Origin of the sequence: Candidatus Desulfovibrio trichonymphae (assembly GCF_002355955.1) — a bacterium.
Taxonomy (GTDB): Bacteria; Desulfobacterota; Desulfovibrionia; order Desulfovibrionales; family Desulfovibrionaceae; genus Desulfovibrio; species Desulfovibrio trichonymphae.
On sequence record NZ_AP017368.1, the window covers coordinates 180,428 to 199,806 of the forward strand.

At 53.4% G+C, this 19,379-nt stretch carries 21 protein-coding genes; 8 read left to right on the top strand and 13 right to left on the bottom strand.

The features are described 5' to 3' along the window. Nucleotides 1–2: 2 nt before the first annotated feature. From RSDT_RS00870 to RSDT_RS00885, 4 genes are all read left to right on the top strand, one after another. Nucleotides 3–395, top strand: coding sequence for a hypothetical protein (locus RSDT_RS00870; RefSeq protein WP_096399192.1), 393 nt, complete (start codon nt 3–5; stop codon nt 393–395). Beyond that, complete coding sequence (locus RSDT_RS00875; RefSeq protein ID WP_096399193.1) at nt 392–1,018, top strand: tetratricopeptide repeat protein; 627 nt, start codon at nt 392–394, stop codon at nt 1,016–1,018. The genes RSDT_RS00870 and RSDT_RS00875 overlap by 4 nt, the downstream gene beginning before the upstream one ends. Before the next feature lie 505 nt (nt 1,019–1,523). Then, nucleotides 1,524–3,098 carry a DNA methyltransferase gene (locus RSDT_RS00880; RefSeq protein ID WP_096399194.1) on the top strand — a complete coding sequence of 525 codons (1,575 nt, stop codon included), beginning with the start codon at nt 1,524–1,526 and terminating at the stop codon, nt 3,096–3,098. Between the two features lie 9 nt (nt 3,099–3,107). Next, a complete protein-coding gene (locus RSDT_RS00885) occupies nt 3,108–3,794 on the top strand; it encodes a TdeIII family type II restriction endonuclease (RefSeq protein ID WP_096399195.1) in 687 nt (228 codons plus the stop codon). A 70-nt stretch (nt 3,795–3,864) separates the two neighbouring features. Here RSDT_RS00885 and rlmN read toward each other — a convergent pair whose 3' ends face one another. Both rlmN and RSDT_RS00895 read right to left on the bottom strand, forming a co-directional pair. Continuing rightward, nucleotides 3,865–4,917 carry a 23S rRNA (adenine(2503)-C(2))-methyltransferase RlmN gene (rlmN, locus tag RSDT_RS00890; protein ID WP_096400326.1) on the bottom strand — a complete coding sequence of 351 codons (1,053 nt, stop codon included), beginning with the start codon at nt 4,915–4,917 and terminating at the stop codon, nt 3,865–3,867. Between the two features lie 56 nt (nt 4,918–4,973). After that, nucleotides 4,974–6,002, bottom strand: coding sequence for a DHH family phosphoesterase (locus RSDT_RS00895; RefSeq protein WP_096399196.1), 1,029 nt, complete (start codon nt 6,000–6,002; stop codon nt 4,974–4,976). Nucleotides 6,003–6,019: 17 nt separating this feature from the next. Between RSDT_RS00895 and RSDT_RS07000 the strand changes: the two genes are divergently transcribed. Then, nucleotides 6,020–6,157 (top strand): hypothetical protein, encoded by a 138-nt coding sequence (locus tag RSDT_RS07000; protein ID WP_172414396.1) that lies wholly within the window; start codon nt 6,020–6,022, stop codon nt 6,155–6,157. 36 nt (nt 6,158–6,193) lie between these two features. Here the strand turns inward: RSDT_RS07000 and RSDT_RS00900 are convergent, their stop codons facing one another. The 9 genes from RSDT_RS00900 to RSDT_RS00940 all read right to left on the bottom strand — a co-directional run bounded on the left by RSDT_RS00900 (nt 6,194) and on the right by RSDT_RS00940 (nt 15,377). After that, entirely contained in the window at nt 6,194–6,400 is a 207-nt protein-coding gene (locus tag RSDT_RS00900) for a hypothetical protein (protein ID WP_096399197.1), read from the bottom strand. Further along, complete coding sequence (locus tag RSDT_RS00905) at nt 6,376–9,282, bottom strand: insulinase family protein (RefSeq protein ID WP_096399198.1); 2,907 nt, start codon at nt 9,280–9,282, stop codon at nt 6,376–6,378. Before RSDT_RS00905 ends, RSDT_RS00900 begins: the two co-directional genes overlap by 25 nt. A 3-nt stretch (nt 9,283–9,285) precedes the next feature. Beyond that, a complete protein-coding gene (locus RSDT_RS00910; protein WP_096400328.1) occupies nt 9,286–10,449 on the bottom strand; it encodes an NAD(P)H-dependent flavin oxidoreductase in 1,164 nt (387 codons plus the stop codon). 362 nt (nt 10,450–10,811) lie between these two features. Next, a complete protein-coding gene (locus tag RSDT_RS00915) occupies nt 10,812–11,300 on the bottom strand; it encodes a hypothetical protein (RefSeq protein ID WP_145954789.1) in 489 nt (162 codons plus the stop codon). Between the two features lie 60 nt (nt 11,301–11,360). Beyond that, nucleotides 11,361–12,167: an alkaline phosphatase family protein gene (locus RSDT_RS00920; protein ID WP_096399200.1), complete on the bottom strand. Its 807-nt coding sequence runs from the start codon at nt 12,165–12,167 to the stop codon at nt 11,361–11,363. A 5-nt stretch (nt 12,168–12,172) separates the two neighbouring features. Then, nucleotides 12,173–13,201: a polysaccharide deacetylase family protein gene (locus tag RSDT_RS00925; RefSeq protein ID WP_231941851.1), complete on the bottom strand. Its 1,029-nt coding sequence runs from the start codon at nt 13,199–13,201 to the stop codon at nt 12,173–12,175. 167 nt (nt 13,202–13,368) lie between these two features. Next, nucleotides 13,369–13,692 carry a ribosome biogenesis factor YjgA gene (gene yjgA, locus RSDT_RS00930; RefSeq protein WP_096399201.1) on the bottom strand — a complete coding sequence of 108 codons (324 nt, stop codon included), beginning with the start codon at nt 13,690–13,692 and terminating at the stop codon, nt 13,369–13,371. Between the two features lie 6 nt (nt 13,693–13,698). Next, on the bottom strand, nt 13,699–14,574 hold the full coding sequence (locus RSDT_RS00935) for a 4-hydroxybenzoate octaprenyltransferase (RefSeq protein WP_231941852.1): 876 nt from the start codon (nt 14,572–14,574) through the stop codon (nt 13,699–13,701). 11 nt (nt 14,575–14,585) lie between these two features. Further along, complete coding sequence (locus RSDT_RS00940; RefSeq protein ID WP_096399202.1) at nt 14,586–15,377, bottom strand: MogA/MoaB family molybdenum cofactor biosynthesis protein; 792 nt, start codon at nt 15,375–15,377, stop codon at nt 14,586–14,588. A gap of 164 nt (nt 15,378–15,541) precedes the next feature. Here RSDT_RS00940 and queF point away from each other — a divergent pair, with 164 nt between their 5' ends. Then, complete coding sequence (gene queF, locus RSDT_RS00945; protein WP_096399203.1) at nt 15,542–16,060, top strand: preQ(1) synthase; 519 nt, start codon at nt 15,542–15,544, stop codon at nt 16,058–16,060. Between the two features lie 170 nt (nt 16,061–16,230). Then, nucleotides 16,231–17,553, top strand: coding sequence for a signal recognition particle-docking protein FtsY (gene ftsY, locus RSDT_RS00950; protein WP_096399204.1), 1,323 nt, complete (start codon nt 16,231–16,233; stop codon nt 17,551–17,553). Between the two features lie 16 nt (nt 17,554–17,569). Here ftsY and RSDT_RS07800 read toward each other — a convergent pair whose 3' ends face one another. Beyond that, nucleotides 17,570–17,986 (bottom strand): restriction endonuclease, encoded by a 417-nt coding sequence (locus tag RSDT_RS07800; RefSeq protein ID WP_408606733.1) that lies wholly within the window; start codon nt 17,984–17,986, stop codon nt 17,570–17,572. Nucleotides 17,987–18,002: 16 nt separating this feature from the next. Further along, the gene (locus RSDT_RS07105; RefSeq protein ID WP_197702115.1) at nt 18,003–18,722 is read right to left on the bottom strand and encodes a hypothetical protein; all 720 of its coding nucleotides are present in this window, start codon (nt 18,720–18,722) and stop codon (nt 18,003–18,005) included. A 270-nt stretch (nt 18,723–18,992) separates the two neighbouring features. On the opposite strand from RSDT_RS07105, the gene RSDT_RS00965 reads away from it, so the two are divergent. Next, nucleotides 18,993–19,367: a cytotoxic translational repressor of toxin-antitoxin stability system gene (locus tag RSDT_RS00965; RefSeq protein WP_231941853.1), complete on the top strand. Its 375-nt coding sequence runs from the start codon at nt 18,993–18,995 to the stop codon at nt 19,365–19,367. The last annotated feature ends 12 nt before the right edge of the window (nt 19,368–19,379 follow it).

The window sequence follows — 19,379 nt, forward strand, 5'->3', positions numbered from 1 at the left end:
GCATGTTTGTCACTATTCCCGCAACGGTATTTCGCGACGGCTCGTTCAGAGAGCTTAATGAAGAGCAGGAGAAGCTCAAACGCGAAATTTATGACAAGATGAACCCTCGCCGCCGCAAATTTGTCGACCGCATCGGTTACGCCAACTGGGATCCTTTTCAACAGCCGAATGATCCGCTGGATTTGCATACGGATATAAGCCGACGCACCACCGGGCGGCTGGTGAACGAATTTTTGCGTGATGCGGCGCAAAAAGGCCGCCGGGGCGACGACTACGCCAAAGGCGCTCTGGAATGCGCGCTCGGCGTGGTCAGCAGGGATGAAAAATACATGGGTATTTTTGAGTTTTGTCTCTGGTATCACAACCTGTTGAAAAAAGAAGGACATATCGCATGAAAGAGCGTTATGACGATGTGGATGAATATATCGCCGACCTGAAAAACGAAATTGAAGGCAACGTCCAGTGCGCGAACCATTATTACAACCTCGGCCTTGCGTTGCTCTCCAAGCGGGATTTTGTGGCCGCGGAAGACGCGCTGCTGAACGCCGTGCGTAACTCGCCGCATCTGGCTGAAGCCTTTGTGCAGCTTGGCGGCATATGTCTTCAACGCGACGATTTGGACGGCTGTTTGCGCTATAACGAAGAGGCGGCAAAGTGCAGGGCCAAATTCCCTGTGCCGTGGAGTAATATAGCGTTTGTACATTTGCAGCGCGGCGAGCCGGACAAGGCCATTGAGGCCGTCAAAAAAGCCTTGAAATGGGACACGAAATTCGTACAGGCAAAAAACGCGCTCGCAACGGCGTTGTATATGAAGGGGGATTTCAAGGCATGTGAAGAGACATGCAGGGAAATATTGCGTGAAGAACCTGCCTTTGCTCCGGCCTGGAACAATCTGGCGCTCGCCCTCTTTGATCAGCGGAACTACGCGGGAGCGGTGGAAGCCGCGGACAGGGCCGTGGAATTCGGCTTTGAGCCGGCCGAGGGTTTTCTGGAAGAATTGCGGCCGTGCAGGGCATAGAGTGCCTGCATTTTTGCCTGAATCTGCAATATATTATGGCAGGAGGAGAATTTTTTATATCCTATTATGAACGACTCAGGACTTTTCGGCATGTTTTGTGTGTATTTCAGCACAGGGTCTTATCCTCGCATTTTTTGTGACGCAAAACGGAAGGAGAACTCTGCATGGATATGGAGTATCGTGTCCGTAATCACGATCTGGTCATTTGTCTGGAAAATCTGTACGACAAAATTGACGACTCTCTACTCTCATGAGGAAAAACATAGGGTTCTGCAACAATCTTAAATTATATTATGATAAGCGGCATGACATGAACTGCTCCTTGAATTCGAATCTGCGTGCAGACCGCCCTATTATTTTGAAAAACATATCTGGGGATGTGTGTTAGTTTATGCTATGTTTAAAATTTTAGAGGATTATGCCATGTTATTTTTGAGAAAATCAATGGCACACAGGGCAATTTTGGACATCTTTTTAACTTTTTAGCCGGACAGCATTGGTAAAAATGGTTGCAACAGCAAAATTATTGACAGTAAAAGAAGCAAGTGAGTGGGCTACAAACTATATTGAAAAAAGTGTAACCCCTTCTAATATTACATATCTTATACAATACGGGAGAGTTAAAAAGATAGGTGAAAATGGTACTGCGCTAGTTTCCCAACGTGATTTGATGAATTATTACCAGTCATATAAAGGCTCACGCGAAGTGCATTTCAAAGAACGCCTAGGTGACGATTTGAATTGGGCACTGTCATTTGAGCAATATAAGGAAGCTGAAACAACTAAACATGTCCATAGATTACATCCATATAAAGGTAAGTTTATTCCACAGCTTGTAGAATATTTTCTTGATGGCCATACTGACAACTTCAAGACTGAAACGTATTTTAACAAGGGTGATATAATTCTTGACCCTTTTTCTGGAAGTGGCACGACAATGGTACAGGCAAGTGAATTGGGCTTGCACGCTATTGGAATTGATATTTCAGCATTTAATTCGTTAATAGGAAACTGCAAAGTCACAAAATACAATATTTCTGATTTGTGGTGCGAGATAATACAGATAACAAATAATCTGGAATTTTTTATCAAAAATTCTCATATTGTCGAGTTTGAAGAAAAGCTTTTGCGAGAATTAAATGCTTTTAATAATAAATATTTTCCTGTTCAAAATTACATATACCGCTTGCGAAATAAATTAATCAATGAAAGGGAATATGGAGTAGAAAAAGAAAAACTATTTTTATTAATATATGAACGCTTAGTCAGTGAATATGGTATAAAATTACAGCAAGATAAAAGTAAAACTTTTTTAGATAAATGGTATTCACAACATATTCGCAATGAAATTGATTTGATTTTTGGAGAAATTAAAAAGATTCAAAATAGTAATACAAAAAAAATAATTAGTGTGATACTCAGTCGAACAATTAGGAGTTGTAGGGCAACAACTCATGCAGATTTGGCTACGTTGATTAAACCTGTAACAACGACATATTATTGTAGTAAACATGGAAAAATATGTAAGCCTCTATTTTCAACTTTGAAATGGTGGAAAACGTATTCAAAAGATACAGTTAAACGATTGCTGCAATTTGATAAACTAAGAACTAATACATTTCAATGTTGTCTTACTGGTGATAGTAGGAATCTTAATATTTTTGAACAAATAAAAAATAGAAATGAAAAGTTTAGTCATCTGCTTGAACAGCAAAAAATTAATGGTATCTTTTCTTCACCTCCCTATGTTGGGTTGATAAATTATCACGAGCAACATGCGTATGCTTACGATTTATACGGTTTTGAGAGGAGCGACGAACAGGAAATTGGGCCGCTTTTTAAGGGACAAGGTAAAGAAGCAAAACGAGGTTATATTCAAGGTATAAGTGATGTATTAAATAATTGTAAAAAATATTTTACAGATGATTATAATGTGTTTCTTGTAGCAAATGATAAATATAATATGTATCCAACAATTGCAGAAATCGTTGGAATGCAAATTATTAAACAATTTAGAAGGCCTGTATTAAATAGAACTGAAAAGGATAAAGCAGCGTATTCAGAAACAATATTTCATTAGCCGGCGTCGATGCCTTTTCATTTTCGGCTATTGGGCAAAGATAAAATGGCCTTGTATTCATTTATTCATTCGTTGAGTACTAATTTTGGAACAAGTATTTTTGAACCTGTTGCTAAATTTTTAGCTAGTTTAAATTTTGTAAAAGCAGAAACGCAGCAAACTGCAGGATCTCAAATTTCTAATGAAGCACAGAGAGTTATTCAGAGTATTATGGACGATCTCAGTAGAGCAGCTACAACTCCAAACAAAATCAAAGAAATAAAAGATATTAGAGCCGTTTGTAGCAGAGGAAAAATAAACACTGTAAAACCTACAAAAGTTGATCTGAAATTGGTTTCAAATAATGAAACAATTTATCTCATTGATATTAAAACTGCTAAACCTAATGCAGGCGCTTTTAAAGAGTTTAAAAGAACACTTTTGGAGTGGGTTGCAACTACACTTGCAGATCATCCAAATGCAAAAATTCAAACATTAATTGCAATACCGTACAATCCATACGAACCGAAACCATATCATCGGTGGACTATGCGTGGAATGCTTGACCTTGATAACGAACTAAAAGTTGCAGAAGGGTTTTGGGATTTTCTTGGAGGGTGTGGTACCTACACTGAATTACTTGATTGTTTTGAACGAGCAGGGCTTGAATTACGACCTGAGATAGATGACTATTTCTTACGTTTTAACAATATATAAAAGATTAGAATTATATATCTAATCGCTGATGACTTCTAGTCAATATCGTGACTATACCATCTAGATAATTTTAATAGCAAAATGCTCTAAGCTGGCCGCAAGCGGCCTCAATATCCTGCCCCTTGCTTCTGCGAAAAACAGCCGTAATATGCCGTTTCCATAAACATTGTTCAAAAGCGAGTACGCGTGCCTTGTCAGGCGCTTCATACGACGCGCCTGTAATGGGGTTATAGGCAATGAGGTTGAGCTTGCCCTTGACGTCGCCAACAATGCGGGCGAGTTTTCGCGCATGTTCTGGCGTGTCGTTGACGTTGCGCATCAGCAGGTATTCCAAGGTGATCCGTTCCCGTGTCTTGAGTGGATATGTCTTGAGCGCCGCCAGCAGTTCATCAAGCGGCCAGCGCGCGGCTTTGGGCATGAGCCGCGCGCGCAGCGTCTGATTGGGCGCATGCAGCGACACCGCAAGGTACGCGAGGCCGCTTTCGCCGAGTGCTGCAAGACCTTTTTGAATGCCGCATGTGGAAACGGTAATGCGGCGCGGGGAAAAGCCGAGCCCTTGTGTGCTGTTCAGAGCGGCGAGCGAACGCATGACTTCGTCAAGATTGAGCAAGGGCTCGCCCATGCCCATAAAAACAAGATTGCGTAACGTGGGGCGGTCCGGCCGCGTATCCCCCAGATGGGCGCGAGCTACCAGTATCTGCCCCAGAATTTCGGCCATGTCCATATTGCGTTCAAAACCCGCCTGGCCGGTGGCGCAAAAAGTGCAGCCCATGGCGCAGCCGACTTGGGAAGACAGGCACTGCGTCCAGCGGCGCATGCCGTCGCGCGCATCAGAGGGAATCAGCACGCTTTCCACAAGCGCCCCGTCGTGAAGCCGCAGCAGAAATTTTGTCGTGCCGTCCTGGCTTTTCCTGATGAGCACGGTTTCAGGCCAGCCTATATATGCCCGCTCGGCCAGACGCGCCCGGCAGTCTTTGGAGATATTGCTCATGGAAGCAAAGTCACGGGCTGTTTTTTGCCAGAGCCATTGCCAGACCTGCACTGCCCGGAACAGCGGTTCACAGAGCTCGGTCCGCATCCAGTCCGTCAGTTCCCGCAGGGTGAAATTGAGCAGATTGATCACGACACGCACTGATCCGCGATGTTATATATGCTTTTGGTTGCCTGCACCGTCTTGTGTCAGCCGTCGACGGGCTGCGGCAAAGCCGTGCCGGCGCGCCGCAGTTTGCGGGTCTGCAGGCGCTGCAGCACAAAATCAGACAGTTTGACGCCGGCGGGCACGGCAGAGAACGGAAATTCCGCCCGCCCCATATTGCGGTGACCGCCCGCTTTGCCTATGTCATGAAAGCAGGCGTCGGCGAGGCGGCCTATGTCTCTTCCGCCGTCGCCGCGAAAGACTACTACAACTACGCTCCTGTCAACGACGCCGCTGACGGCAATCCAGCGCAGGCCGTGCACCTTTGTGAAAAAATCCGCCACGGCCACCAGCAGGTCCGCGCTGTTGACATTGTTCAGCGCGGCATATGCCCCGCTGCGGCAGTCAGTGAGCGAGCGGAAGGCGAGACCAAAGAGCGGCAGCCACTCACGCAGATATTCGCTACGGATGATCCTGCGCAGAAGGTTGTTGTCCGCATAACGCGAGAGCCATTGCCAAGCGCGCAGATCCCTGTCTCCACCGGCCCGTTCAAAGGTCGCCGTGTCGCTTCGGATGCCGTACAGCAGGGCCGTGGCGAGGCGGGCAGTAGGCCGTATTCGCAGGACGTGGAGAAAACGCGCCAGCATCGTACTGGCGGCGCCCAAGTCCGGACTGATAAAGCAGAACGTGTCCGCCGGAGCGGGGACGCAGGCTGCGTCGGGTGATGAAGGATGGTGGTCGATAATCAAGGAAAAGGGAATCTCTTCAAAAGCCTTGTTGTGGTGTGGCTGCGAATCCACAATAGCAAAATGTGTGTACTGTGACGCCTTTTCCGGCTGCCAGACTTTGACCGGAATGCGCAGATAGCGGATCATCGCCAGATTGTCCGGCCGAGTCACCGCATTGACGCGCATGATGTCAACGCTGTGCGTGCGGTGGAGCATGATGCGCTGCAGGGTCAGGGCGCAGGCCAGCGCGTCGGGATCGGCATTGATTATGATGCACCAGCGATCCGTCTTGTCAAGACTTTGCCGCCAGTGTTTTATGCGGGCAGTGTATTCGTTGTTCGTCATTTCTGTTCCCTGCCGGTATGCCCTGCGTTACCCGCCGCCTTGTCGGCACGGGCCGCAAATATGGGCAGCGCGGCTTTCACGCCAGGTCAGTGAAAAATTTTCGCCAGGTGCACGGCATGGTGGGGAAAACGAACCATTTGTTCCGGCAGATCTGAATCCAGCAGACAATCCTCACCATACCCCAAAAGATATTACACGTCCAGACAAAGGCCCAGCCCATAATCTCCAGGGAATCCGGCGCCCAGTTCCGCAATATCGCAACAGGCCACATTTTTCGGCAGCAATGGCATACGGCTGCGGCTGTGCGGTTCGCAACGGATTCGCCGCATTGCATATTTGTACGCGTATCTTTCACTGCCCATTGCCGCAATGGCTACAAAAGCTTTTGCACTGTCCATCCGCGCGTCTGTGCGGTTTCTTTTGCCTGCCGACCGCCAAGCACGCAGACAGCGCCTTTTTTTGCCACTTCCGCCAGCACGTCGGCAAATGCCCGAAAGTGCCTTGGCGTGACGGCGAACATTTCTTCGCGTATCTGCTGTCGGGTTTCGTCAGAATCGCGTGTCAGCCAGCGGAGCAAAGAGAGAGCCCCTTTTGCGTCGGGCAGCAAGTATGCGTCCATATCGCCGATGGCACCGACAATGGCGCGGGAGAGTTGTTCTGCGTCAGGAGTGACGCTACGCAGAAAATCGGCCATGCCGTCAAAGGCGGCCAGAGTCTGATCAACATTGGGGTCGCGGTAGGAGGAACAGACAAGCGTGCCGCTCAGGCGGTCCAGCCCGCAGGAGGTGCCGTAGGCACCGCCGCGCACGCGCACTTGCTCCCAAAGCCGGCCCATGCGCAAATAGCGCAGAATCACACTTGCCGAGCCGTGATAGCTGTAGCCCTGATCATAGATATTGGCGGCTTTGCCCACATAGTTGATCATGACAGGTGCCAGAAAGGCTTCGGCTTCCGGAAGGCTCATGGGCTGCGGCGGCAAGCTGTCGCCTTCCTCTCCTTCGGGAAGGGCGGCCAGCAGGGCACGCGCCTCGTTTTCGGCGCGGGCGATGCCGCAGCCCTCGGCCGTGCAGTCAAAAATTGCCCCGGCGCGGGCGAGGAGCAGACTGCGCAGTGTTTCCAAATCGCCGAGCAACGTTTCCGGCCGGGTTTTAAGCTGCTTGAGCAGATAGCGCACGGAATTAAGATATGTGAGGCCGCATGTGCGCTCGGCCAGAGCGTCCGCGCCGGTGAAGCGCGCGCGCAGCCTGAGGCTTACAGTCGCATTTCCGGCTGTCTGCAGAACGTATTCCAAACGGGCTTTCTCTTCCAGCAGCATCTGCTGCAGGCGTTCCGTCGCCGCTGCCGGGTCGTTCAAGTGCTCCAGCAAGATTTCCTGGAGGATTTGAAAAAGATCCGGAATTTTTTCATAAACCGTCTTTCCGGATATGCTCAAATAATTTATGATGCCGCGCTTGCCAAACGTTACGCCTGTCAGATGATTCGCCCCTACGCCGCCTGTTTTTGCCGCCACAAGTTCGCCGAATTGCGTAAAGTCGTGCCGTGCTGTTCCCAGTTCTGTGAGAGAGCGGACAAAAACAGGCAGCAGGGGGACGAGGTTGTCGGGCAAACGGCGTATGGGCAGTAAAAGAGAAATATAGGCAATGCCGTTGGTAGGCAGTTCATGACTCAGGAAAACGTGCGTGCCTTGCGTCACTCGCCGGGGGATGGGAGCGTTTTCGCGCGGCAGGTCGTCAGGCGTGAGGTTCGGGATGGTCGCGAGCGCCTCAGGGCTGTCCGTTTCGGTCTGTGTCTGCTGCAGGCGGCGGGTTTGTTCGACAATTGCGCTGCGTCGCTGCGTGTCGCTTTGTGAATATATGGCGTCAAGGCGGGCTTTTTCTTGCTGTTCGCGCGTGTTCCCCAGATTTTCATCCGGGGTCAGCACAACTGTGGTTCTATGCGTGTTGTTCAAAAAGTGTTCCTGCAAAAGCCTTTCAAAGATATTTTCTCCTTTTGCGAGGCAGTCCTTAATGGCGGCAAGCGGTTTTTCCCAAGCCAGAGGGGTTAGAGGGTCGCCGTCGTACAGCCAGGTGGAGAGCGACCGTATCATGGCGGCAAGACCGCGCGGGAAGCGTCCGGAGTTGTTTTCCCTGTAAGCGAATTCCACGCTGTTCACCGCCGCCTCCACGGCGGAGGGAGCAATGCCGTCTTCCGCGAGGCGGCGAAGCGTGTCGAAGATCAGGTCTTCGGCTTTTTGCACGTTTTCTATGGTCACGCCCTTGAGACCGGTGGAATAATACATCTGCCGCAGGTCTGTTTCGAGACCGCAGCCTGTTGTGTCTTCCCCGAGGCCGGAGCCGATCAGCGCCTTGCGCAGGGGCGAACCCGGCATGCCTTCAAGAATGTGTTCCAGCATTTCCATGCGCAGGGTCTCATCCATGTCGTCCCGTTCGCCGAGCAGCCAGTTGACGGTAAACAGGGCGCGTTTTTCGCCTTCTGCAGCCGCGTATGTTTTTTCAATGCGTCTGGGCAGCGCCTTGTGTTCCTGCAAGGGCACGGCAGAATCCGCATTTTTTTTCGCATAGCCTTCCAGTTCCAGACTGATGCGCCGCAGGCGTTTTTCTTCAGGGTCGTCGCCCCAGAAAAAAAAGCGGGCGTTGCACGGGTGGTAATAGTGCCTGTGAAAGTTGTAAAAAGCCTCATAGGTGAGATTGGGGATATGTTCCGGGTTTCCGCCGGAATCCAGGCTGTACAGCGTGTCGGGAAAGAGGGCATGCTGGCTCTGTTCGGCGAGCACGGAATCAGGCGAGGAATAGGCACCCTTCATTTCATTGTAGACAACGCCTTTGAATGTCCAAGGCCCGTCGGGACTTTCGGCCTCTATGTGCCAGCCCTCCTGGCGGAAGATATCTTTGCTGATGCGGGGGTGAAACACCGCGTCAAGGTAGACGTCGACCAGGTTATAAAAATCTTGCAGATTTGTGCTGGCTACAGGGTAGCAGGTTTTGTCCGGAAAGGTGAATGCGTTTAAAAATGTTTGCAGTGACCCTTTGAGCAGTTCCACAAAGGGTTCCCTGACCGGATATTTTTTTGAGCCGCAGAGCACGGAGTGCTCCAGAATGTGCGCCACACCTGTGGAATCCGACGGCGGTGTGCGAAAGCTCACACCGAAGCACTTGTTTTCGTCCGTGTTTGTGATGGAAAGCAGCAGGGCGTCTGTGGCGTTGTGCCGCCACAGACGTGCCATACCGCCCGCTTCCTTGAGACAGTGTTCCGTAAGCAGTCTGAAGCCGTGTGTGCGCATTGCTTACCTTTCTGCAGGGGTTTTGTTTTTTGCCCCGGCATTCATCATGGCGTGCATGCCCTTGCTGACAGAACTGACGGTTTCGTCAAATTCACGTTGCAGGGACTCCATGAGTTCGCGCACGGAAATGATTTTATTCACGCGAAAGACATTGGCACCGCAAAAGGCGAAACCTCGTTCCAAGTTTCCCTTCATCGCGTTGATGAGCGCCTGGGCGATACAATAGGGCGTTTTTTCCTGTTGGCAGGTGCTCACGCAGTGGAAAATGCATTTGAAAGGCTTTGTCAGTCCCGCGCGCGCGGTCGTGATGAATTCGTTGAGGATGGCCCGGCCGGGCATGCCGACCGGACTTTTGATAATGGTCACGTCTTCCTGTTTTGCGGTGAGATAGCTTTGTTTGAAGCGTTCGTCCGCATCGCATTCATGCGTGGCGACAAAACGCGTGCCCATCTGCACACCGGCTGCCCCCAGATCCAGAAACTGCCTGATGTCCGCGCCTGTATACACGCCGCCTGCGGCAATAACAGGCACGGCGCGTCCTTTTTGATCCTCAAAGGGTTTTACGGCTTCCAGCACCTGGGGCACAAGATTTTCCAGCGCGTGTTCAAAATTTTGAATATTCTCAGGTTTGAAGCCGAGGTGTCCTCCGGCCTTCGGCCCTTCCACCACAAAGGCGTCCGGCAGATAATTGCAGCGGGCGAGCCATTTTTTTGCGAGAATGGTGGCGGCTCTGGCTGAGGAGACAATGGGCACGAGTTTTGTCTTGAATTCCTGCTTCTTTGTTTCGCAAAGTTCCAGCAGGTGACGCGGCAATTCTGTAGGCATGCCCGCGCCGGCAAAAATGATGTCCGCCCTGTTTTCTATGGCTGTGCGTACCATCTGGCTGAAGGTTGTCAGCGCCACCATGATGTTGACGCCGATAATGCCCGTGGTCAGTGCCCTGGCTTTGAGGATTTCCTGCTGCAGTGCGCGGTTGTTGGCTTCCTGGGGATTTTTTGCCACGTCCGGCTCATGCATGCCTATCATGGCGCCGGCGATGACGCCTATACCGCCCTGATTGGCGACAGCCGACGCGAGGCGGGAGAGGGATATGCCGACGCCCATACCTCCCTGGATAACTGGCACCTGCGCTGTGAGATCACCGATTTTCAGTGATGGAAAGGACATGGCATAGCCTCCGTAGATGAATTTGTTTTGATGTATAGTTTGAAAGCGGACAGAATGCAATACAATGAAGCGCGCTTTGCCGTATTGTGCTGTCTCAGGCATGGCCGTATGTCATGATTTATAATCCGGAACTCACGGAAGTATTACGGCATGCCGGAATCGCGCTCCTGACACACTGCCAGCGGCGGCGCGACCGGCTTCCCGCATTCGACACGCCGCCGAATCGACAAGCCGGGTTGCGTTTTCCCAGATAATGTCACTGTGGCGCTCAACCAACGCCCTGTCCTGCGGGCGATCAGAAAAAAGCCAGAGCGCGTCTGAGACGAGCCATGCGTCAATATACCCTGCCGCATCTTTCGCCGTCAGTTTGTGAAGGGCAATCCCGTCGCGCGCGCCTGCCGCTTTTTTGTGTTATACAGGTAGACGTACCCGTCCTTAAAAGTGTGCGCCAGAGGACGCAAAGCAAGATAGCGCACAGCCGTGCAATCGCCGTTGCCGTAAACAAGCTCTCCTGGCGGCACAAGCCGTTGCAGGGCGTCAAGCGCTTCACGATAAACCGCGTAGTCGTTTCCCGGCGTCAGCATGGCCGCCGTTAACGATTCCAGATTCCAGAAGTTGTTTATAGGCATTTTATCATGTAATACAGGATTCTGACGAAACAGATCAGGATGACTGTCAAAAGCCATATACTGGGCGTACACGTCGAGGTCGCTGCCATATCCGCGCCGCCCCGGCGGCAATGGGCACAATGCCGCGCAAGGCGGCCAGCGCGTAAAAAGCGGCAAGAACGACAAAAAAAGCATCTGCCGCCAGACGAAAGTGGACGGATCTGAGGAAGGGCGCGACAGCAAAGGTTTTCCTGGAAGAACTTATGAATCCGCGACGACGAAAAATTGAAGACAGCAACCAATTCACACAGTACACCTGACCTCTCCGCCGGACAGCAATGAATCAATGCCAAACATTTGTTGCACCATGCCGGCAATCTGCGTTTGTGTTTTTGGCAGGGCGCGTTCTTCCCAGTCTTGGCCCACAAGCCAGAGAGGAACACGGCGGGCTTGTTCCGTCACGTCGCAGTGGCGGCGGTCGTTATCCATGCCGTGGTCGCTTGTGATCAGCGCCGCATAGCCCGCATCAAGCCAGTGCGGCAGAAAACGGGCCAGCAGAGCGTCCGCGTTACGCGCCGCATCACGGTAGGCGGGCGAATCCGCGCCGTGCATGTGCCCGGCATGGTCAATGCCCATGGAATGCACGAGAAGGATGTGCGGCTGATATTGCAGGCGCAGCCATTCCGCATCGTGAAAAAGTTCATCATCTGGGTAAGCGTCGCTGCTGTAAAAAAGTCCGTGCGCGATTGGCAGGGTCACGTCGTTTGTCAGGCGGTGCTGACCGGCCACAAAAGGAGCGGCGTTGCAGAGTTCGCTTATCCAGCAATAGGCCGCGGCCGCTGTGACAAGCCCGTTTTTCTGTGCCAGGTGAAAAATGGTGGGCGTTGGGCACAGGCGCGCGTCGTCATTGTGGACAATGCCGGTTAAAACCGGCGCGTGTCCGCTGAGCAGCGTCGCATAGATCGGGCGTGAGAACGGCGGCAGCTCGGCTGTGAGTTCGACATAGCCCGCGGCGCCGGCCCGTTCAAGCGAGCGTACATAGCTGAAACAACGGCGTGCTGTTGCGGCGCGCAGCCCGTCCAGCAGTATAATCATGAGATGCCGGTTCATCGTGTTCACCAGTCTCCTTTTCCGGTCGGGCGTTCGGGGAACGAGAGCGACGGGGCAAGATTATACAGTTGTGCGGCCGTGATGCCCTGCACGGAGAACGTTTCTTTCAGCCATTGGAGAAAACGGTAAATTTTTTGCAGCAGGGCGTCTGTAGCTGATTGATCCGGCACGTTGGGCGATGCGCCGGGCAGCATTTCCGAAGAATGCCAGAACAGATGCAGCACCCGTCCGCCGCGGGCCGCATGCAGACGGCTTGCGAGACGCATGATGCGGCTTGAGTGCCAGATAGGGTTGGCGCTTGCGACTCCCCAGAAATGAAAAGAATCCAGCAGCAGTGGCGGGCGGGCAATGGCGTGCCAGCAGCGCGCGAGCTCCGGCAAAAGCGCAATCTGGGTTATGGGCGCTTCCAGCAGGCGTAGGCCGGGCGCGTCCTCGGCCCAGTAGGGGTCTGCGGGCGCGAGAAAGTGATCCGGCCCGCCGGGATAGGCGCGTAACGGGCAGACCGAACTGTCCAGCGTTATGCCAGCCTCGGCCAGCAGGGGGCGCACCTGTGATTTCAAGTCCCATCTGCCCATGCGAAAACTTGTCAGCGGCGCGGATTGCAGCTCTTGGCCGGTGACAAGCAGTGTGCGCAGGCGTCGGCGCAGCAAATTGCGCTCAAGACGGTGTGTGCGTTCCGGCGGGCATGTGCCCGCGCGTGTCTCCGCCGTCAGCGGATGGGTGCTCCAGTGGTGCAGATGCGCGCCTATTTCCGCACCCAAGTCGTCGCGCATAAAGGCCAGCGTCGCCCTTGTCTCGGGGTCGGCTAAAACCGTATAGGCGCAGAACAGCGTCAGGGGAAAATTCAGCTCCCGCGTCAGGGGGGCAAGGCGGGGCAGCAGCGCCACATTGCGCACGCCGCAACCTGCCGCGGCATAGCGGCCTGAAAAAAGCCCCTCTTCTTCCACGTCAAGGCTCACTATGACGAACAGCGGCTGTTTGTCCGGGGGGGCGTTGGCGTCGGGCTGGCGTGTGCTGGCGTCGGCAATGTTCATCTTGTCTGCGTGTATATATGATAAGCAGTCGCGGAGCAAAGCGCAAAATCAAAGCCGGAGTGATAAGTCTTTCGGCCGGCGCCCTAACGGCAGTCATACAAGGGTCAATCGGCAAAATACGCTGCTGCGGTTTTTGATGGAAGTTGAGGCGGGGAATTGGCGTCAGTTCAAAAAATTTTTGACTCGGATACATGCCCCGGCAGACGATGCAGCGTCGGCTCGTCAACAGCGCGCATAAGGCGGCCGATGTACTGTATTTGTCGTCGCCGGGCTTCATGGCCGCGCGTGTCGGCATATCGGCATACGGCCTCATACAGTTTCGGCGGCAGATTCAGTTTGCGGAGCGCCTCCGGGTCAAGGCGGGTCAGTCGGGCTCCGACATTTTGCAGGGCCAGACTGCGGCGTTTGTGGGCAGAACGGCTGGATTTGGTGTTTCCCCCCTCGTTTTGCACGGTCTCATCCTGCCGTTGGAAGCGTTGCTTGCGCGGCATGACGCCTCAGACGAGAATGCCCAGAATCACGCCGGCGAGCACAACCGGCGAAATGGCGCCGTTCAGGGTAAAAAATGCCGTGTTGACGTGGCGCAGGTCTTCGGCATTCATCAGCCGGTGCTCTGTAAAAAGCAGCACGGCGATGCCGGCGCAGATGCAGAACCAAGGCCAGGAAAGCCCGGCCGCGGCGCCCGCGAGCGACAGAAAAACGGCTGTCATGCAATGAGAAAAGGCCGCAATGGCCAAAGCGGTTTTGGTGCCGTACACAGACGGTACGGAATACAGGCCGAAGGCTTTGTCAAAATCCATATCCTGAAAGGAGTAATAGATGTCAAAGGCCGCCACCCAGAACGTGACGGCAAAAAAGAGCAGCACCGGCGCCAGATTCATGCTCCCCGGCGTCACGCTTATCCACCCGGCAAGCGGCGCAAGCCCCAGGGTTGCGCCGAGCCAGAAGTGGCAAAGTGATGTAAAACGCTTGAGCAAGCTGTAGGCGGCCGCAAAAAGCAGGGCAGGCGCGGAGAGCCGGAGGCAAAGGTTGTTCAGGGCGGCGCAGGAGGCGATAAAAATGAGAGCCGTGACCCCGCAGAAAGCCCAGGTTTGGCGCACGCTGATGCGGCCGGAGACAAGAGGGCGTTTGCACGTGCGGGGGTTGGCGCGGTCAAGGGGCAGATCAGCAAGACGATTGAAGGCCATGGCAAAGGAGCGCACAGCTGCCATGGCGATGGTGAGGAAAATCAGGCTTTGTACGGGGGGCAGGCCGCGCGCGGCCAAGACGGCGCCGGCCCAGGCGTAGGGCAGGGCAAAGACGGAGTGTTCAATTTTTATCATGCTGCAAATGTCGGCAAACTGGCCGAGAGGGGCGCGCATGCTGTTATTCATAATTCACTTTCTTATCTTCCGCAGTCAGTGGGGTCGCTGTGCAATTTATCAAGCGCGTGGGGCAGGGTGGGCAGCACGGCGGCCAGATTTTCGCGTACTGCTATATGGCTGCCGGGCAAATTGATGATGATGCTTTGCCCGAGCACCCCCGTCTCGGCGCGGGATATCGCCGCGTGCGGCGTGACGGTCAGACTGGCGGCCAGCATGGCATGACGCAGGCCGGGCAGGGGCAAGTCAATAACCCCGGCCGTGACCTGTGGAGAAATGTCGCGGGGGGAAAGACCCGTGCCGCCGGTGGTGCAGATGAGGTCATAGCCTTCTGTCAGCGCAAGATCCGTGAGCAGGGCGCGCAGCATGTCCGGCTCGTCCGGCAGGAGAAAGCCCTGACTGTGGCAAAGCGGCAGGATTTGGGCAACCATTTCGGCAATGGCCGGGCCGCTTTTGTCCTCACGCTCGCCGTGAAAACCCTTGTCGGAAAGCGTCACCCAGGCCAGGCTGCGGCCATCTTTACGCGTTTCAAGGGTGCATTCGTCCCCCGGCGGCATATCTGCGCGCGCTGTGAGCAGCGGACAGCACAGAGCGTGGGAGTGGGAGGGCAGACGTATATGGCCTGTAACGGCAAAACGCGCGTCATGGCTTTCGTGGCTCTGGACGAGTTGTGTGCCCACGGGCATAAAAGGCAGGGAGTGCGGCGGACTGACTGCGCGGTGAGCCCGCAGACCGACAGGGCAGGAAACGTCCGCACGGAGCAGGGGCAGGCTTTCACCTGCGGCGCACGGGCAGAGGCGCAGGACAAGGTTCATGTTAAAGTCTCCGTTTGTTGCAGCAAACTATTGTAGCCGCAAGCGCAATGCGTTACAAGCAATAAAAGAGGTTTTGATTTTTCGCTGTGCGCTTTAGTGCATTATAACAATGAAATATGCAGAATAGTTAAATCCACCCATGGTTGGATTATGGGAGGGGCGTCATGGCGAGCCGCAGTCAGGATCAGACGCAGAATTTGCGGGTTTTGGGCACAGGCCGGCTTTCGCCGGCGAAAAACGGGCCGGGTGCGTATCTGCTGGAATCGTTCGGCAACTGTTATCCGGCGCGGATGTATGTCATCAGCATCGTCTTTCCCGAATTCACGTCGCTTTGTCCTGTCACCGGCCAGCCGGACACCGGCGTCATTTGTGTGGAATACATTCCGGACGCGCTCTGTGTGGAGTCAAAGAGCTTCAAGCTCTATATGTTCGCGTTCCGCAACCATCAGTCCTTTATGGAAACCATAACCAACACCGTGCTGGACGATCTGCGGGTGGCGATTGCTCCCCGCTGGTGCCGCGTCAAGGGATTTTTCGCGCCTCGCGGCGGTACGCGCATCCATGTTTTTGCTGAAGATTTCAAACAGATGTCCATGGAACAGGATGCCTGTGTGCGGGAAGCCGCTCGGGCATGGAAGACGGAACCGTGTCCACATACCGTGCAGCCGTATGCAGTCGTTTGACAAACACCGCATGGCGGTACAGCGTTTTCGTGGAGGTGTTTGTTCTCGGCCTGCGTCTGCTCGGCCTTGCAAGGGATATGGGAATGGCCTGGTTTTAACTGCAGACGCCCTCGCGGCCGCTGTGCGGCATTTTTGAAAGCCGTGTTTTTTAAATTATAACAGGAGATTGCATGGGCTTTTTCCCCGCTGTCAAACGTTTTTTTGGCGGCGCATCTGCCGCTTCTGCTGAAGTTGTGTCCGGTGTGGAGGATGTGCCCGCCGTTGCCGTCGTCAGAGAAGAGGATGCCGTCGCGCTGACCCTGCGTCTGCGTGAGGCCGAACCACGGCTTTCCATCTGGCTCGGCATCATTCTGGAGGGAGTGGACACGGCGGGCGATCTGCTCAACGCGCGCCTGCTCTTTTTGCTACGCGCGCTGCAAGCGCCGGAGGAGGAGGCGCAAACATTTGTGCGCGACTTTGCCGACTGGCTTGCATGTATGGAATACCGCAATATTGAGGAATTTTCTTCGGAATTGCAGTACCGTCTGGCGCTCGCTCTGGATATGGAAGATGAAGAAGACGAGCGCAGTCGTCTGTTTGTCAAAATAAGCGAAGGCCTGGCCCGCACGCGGGAAACGCTGGCCTGTCGTCTGGACGTTCTTTTTGCCGGGCATGGCGGGATTGACGACGCGTTCTGGGAAAATCTGGAAGAAATATTCATCATGGCCGATATGGGCTATGAAACAGCGCTGGCGCTGGTGGAACGCCTTAAAGAGCGCGCTCGCCGCGCTGGTATGACCGAGGCCGGACAGGCGCGTGATCTGCTGTGCGCCGAGGTGGAAAAAATTTTCAGCATGCCGCGCCGCATCAGTGCTGTGAACCCGCCGGAAGTTGTGCTGATTGTCGGAGTGAACGGAGTTGGAAAAACAACGACCATAGGCAAGCTCGCGCACCGAGCCCGTATGCAGGGCAAAAAGGTGATGATGGCGGCTGCGGACACATTTCGCGCGGCGGCTATGGAACAGTTGCAGGTGTGGGCCGGGCGCACGGGCGCGCTTTTTTACGCCAAACACGCCGGTTCGGAGCCTGCCTCTGTTGCTTTTGAGGCTATGGAAGAGGCGCTGAGGCAAGAGGTGGATGTGCTGTTTGTGGATACGGCCGGGCGTTTGCAGACCAATGTCAACCTTATGGAAGAGCTCACCAAGATATGTCAGGTGCTCGGCAAAAAGCACCCGGGCGCGCCGCACCGCTGCATACTTGTTATTGACGCCACAACAGGGCAGAATGCCCTGTCGCAGACAAAGCTCTTTAAAGAGGCCGTGGGAGTGGACGAACTTGTGTTGACCAAGCTTGATGGCACGGCCAAGGGCGGCATTGCCGTGGCTGTGGCGATGCAGCACAGTCTGCACATTACGTTCGTCGGCCTTGGCGAAAAGCTGGATGATCTGCGCCCCTTCAACGGGGCTGATTACGCCCGCGCCCTGTTGGGCGGGCAGGAAGGGCAGGGGTTTTAAAAGGGAAGCCTTATTTTTACAGTGTCCGCATAATGGTAAGCAGGTTTTGGTAGCTGTCCACATTATGGTATTTGACGCCGGTGGTGGAGATTTCGTTGAACAGTTTTTTTGTGCAGTCGATCTTGGCCTTTTCTATCGGCCTGAGTTCCAGGCTGTCCATTGTGCCTTTGGTTTCAGCAATAAAGAAAATGTGTTTGACTGTGTCGCGCTTGAAGGCGATGCCCCAATCCGGCGAATAATGGCCCATGGGCGTCGGGAATAGAAGCCCTTGGGGCCGCTTGGTAGTTTGGCGTATACAACCACCTCTGTGCCGTCCGTGAACACATAATCCTGCACGGCTTTTTTCGCTTGAAAGGCCTTTGCATATTCCTGCGACGACTTGCTCATATGGAAGATATCTTGCTTGTACGGCTCCTCGGCGCTCGGCATATATAAAATATGCTCTACTATTACAGCCGGTTTTTGTTTGTTGATCTCGTCGCTGACCTTGCTGATGAACTCCTCCGGGTTCCCGCGGAACATATGCTGCCTGACAGGTTCAAGGCCGCCAAGTATCGCCGCCGTTGAGCGGCGCGGTATTCCGGCGTCACATGATCGTCCAGGTCAATATAGTCGTTCTTCAGCAAGTAATTGTGGATGACCTTTGCCTCACGTTCCTCACGTTCCGAGATTGTACGAGGTGTTCCATCCAACCGGATTTTGTTCTGTAAATCCGACACGAATTTGGCGTAGCTCTCGCTGGCGATGACGGTCAGCGTATTTACATCCTGAACATCTTCACCCAGGGCGTCCAAATCCTGACGGTCGCCGGACTGGTTGACGCACAGGCGCAGACCGCGCCCGACTTCCTGCCGTCTGGCGGTCGCGTTGTCGGGGTGCTTTAAAGTGCAAATCTGGAACACGTTCGGATTGTTCCAACCTTCACGGAGCGCGGAGTGGGAAAAGATGAACCGGGTCGGCTCATCAAACGAGAGCAAGCGTTCCTTGTTTTTCAGAATCAGGTCATAGTCCGAGAACTCGCTGCCCCGTTTCACCGCGCTGTTTACGGCGCGGCCATGTTTGTCGATGGGAAAATAGCCCCGATGCGTGTCGCGAGGTTTAATGCCGCGCAGGTATTGTTGATAGGGTGATTCAAGGCATCGTCCGCTGCCCGTTGAACGCGGCCGCATACTCTTCCTCAAAAACCCGGCCGTATTCGCCGAGACGCTCGGTTGCCGTCCTCGTCATATTGCCTGTACCTGGCAACCTCGTCTAGGCGTGGGCCGGCTACCCATGCCGAAAATCTGTCCACTTTGTTAGCAAATCAAAATACAAAATACAAAATCAACAAATGTCTCGAAAGGGGAATTCTTATTTGAAAAAATCTCAGTAATCATTAAGATAAGCGCATCACACATCATAAACCTTATAAACCTTGAAAAATAAAGGTAGGTGTTGAAATGCATAAAAATCCATCAATAACATCAAAATGGCTGAGCACTGCCGAGGTAGCCGAGTATTTGGGGGCCAGCCAAAATTTCCTTGCAGGAGTTGATGTTATGTGGACGGTCAAGATTCATAAAAAAGTGAAAAAAACGCTGAAAGCGCCTCCTGTGCCCGTACAAAAAGCAGTCGAACTACTGACCTTTGAGTTGAGAGCAGGCGGGCCGGTGGCTGGAACATGGCCTAACTACGGCAAACTCGGCGACAACAAACACCATTGTCACCTGAAAAAGGGCAAGCCTGCCTATGTTGCCGTATGGTTGGAAGTCAAGAAAGAAACACAGACTATTGAGGTGACGTATGTTGGAACACACGGAAAAGCACCCTACTGACGCGGCGAAGTT

Bases quoted from the DNA above. Each gene is read 5' to 3' on its own strand.
- RSDT_RS00870 (WP_096399192.1), top strand. From the start codon at position 3: ATGTTTGTCACTATTCCCGCAACGGTATTTCGCGACGGCTCGTTCAGA.
- RSDT_RS00875 (WP_096399193.1), top strand. From the start codon at position 392: ATGAAAGAGCGTTATGACGATGTGGATGAATATATCGCCGACCTGAAA.
- RSDT_RS00880 (WP_096399194.1), top strand. From the start codon at position 1,524: ATGGTTGCAACAGCAAAATTATTGACAGTAAAAGAAGCAAGTGAGTGG.
- RSDT_RS00885 (WP_096399195.1), top strand. From the start codon at position 3,108: ATGCCTTTTCATTTTCGGCTATTGGGCAAAGATAAAATGGCCTTGTAT.
- RSDT_RS00895 (WP_096399196.1), bottom strand. From the start codon at position 6,002: ATGACGAACAACGAATACACTGCCCGCATAAAACACTGGCGGCAAAGT.
- RSDT_RS07000 (WP_172414396.1), top strand. From the start codon at position 6,020: ATGCCCTGCGTTACCCGCCGCCTTGTCGGCACGGGCCGCAAATATGGG.
- RSDT_RS00900 (WP_096399197.1), bottom strand. From the start codon at position 6,400: ATGGACAGTGCAAAAGCTTTTGTAGCCATTGCGGCAATGGGCAGTGAA.
- RSDT_RS00905 (WP_096399198.1), bottom strand. From the start codon at position 9,282: ATGCGCACACACGGCTTCAGACTGCTTACGGAACACTGTCTCAAGGAA.
- RSDT_RS00910 (WP_096400328.1), bottom strand. From the start codon at position 10,449: ATGTCCTTTCCATCACTGAAAATCGGTGATCTCACAGCGCAGGTGCCA.
- RSDT_RS00920 (WP_096399200.1), bottom strand. From the start codon at position 12,167: ATGAACCGGCATCTCATGATTATACTGCTGGACGGGCTGCGCGCCGCA.
- RSDT_RS00925 (WP_231941851.1), bottom strand. From the start codon at position 13,201: ATGAACATTGCCGACGCCAGCACACGCCAGCCCGACGCCAACGCCCCC.
- yjgA (WP_096399201.1), bottom strand. From the start codon at position 13,692: ATGCCGCGCAAGCAACGCTTCCAACGGCAGGATGAGACCGTGCAAAAC.
- RSDT_RS00935 (WP_231941852.1), bottom strand. From the start codon at position 14,574: ATGAATAACAGCATGCGCGCCCCTCTCGGCCAGTTTGCCGACATTTGC.
- RSDT_RS00940 (WP_096399202.1), bottom strand. From the start codon at position 15,377: ATGAACCTTGTCCTGCGCCTCTGCCCGTGCGCCGCAGGTGAAAGCCTG.
- queF (WP_096399203.1), top strand. From the start codon at position 15,542: ATGGCGAGCCGCAGTCAGGATCAGACGCAGAATTTGCGGGTTTTGGGC.
- ftsY (WP_096399204.1), top strand. From the start codon at position 16,231: ATGGGCTTTTTCCCCGCTGTCAAACGTTTTTTTGGCGGCGCATCTGCC.
- RSDT_RS07105 (WP_197702115.1), bottom strand. From the start codon at position 18,722: ATGCGGCCGCGTTCAACGGGCAGCGGACGATGCCTTGAATCACCCTAT.
- RSDT_RS00965 (WP_231941853.1), top strand. From the start codon at position 18,993: ATGCATAAAAATCCATCAATAACATCAAAATGGCTGAGCACTGCCGAG.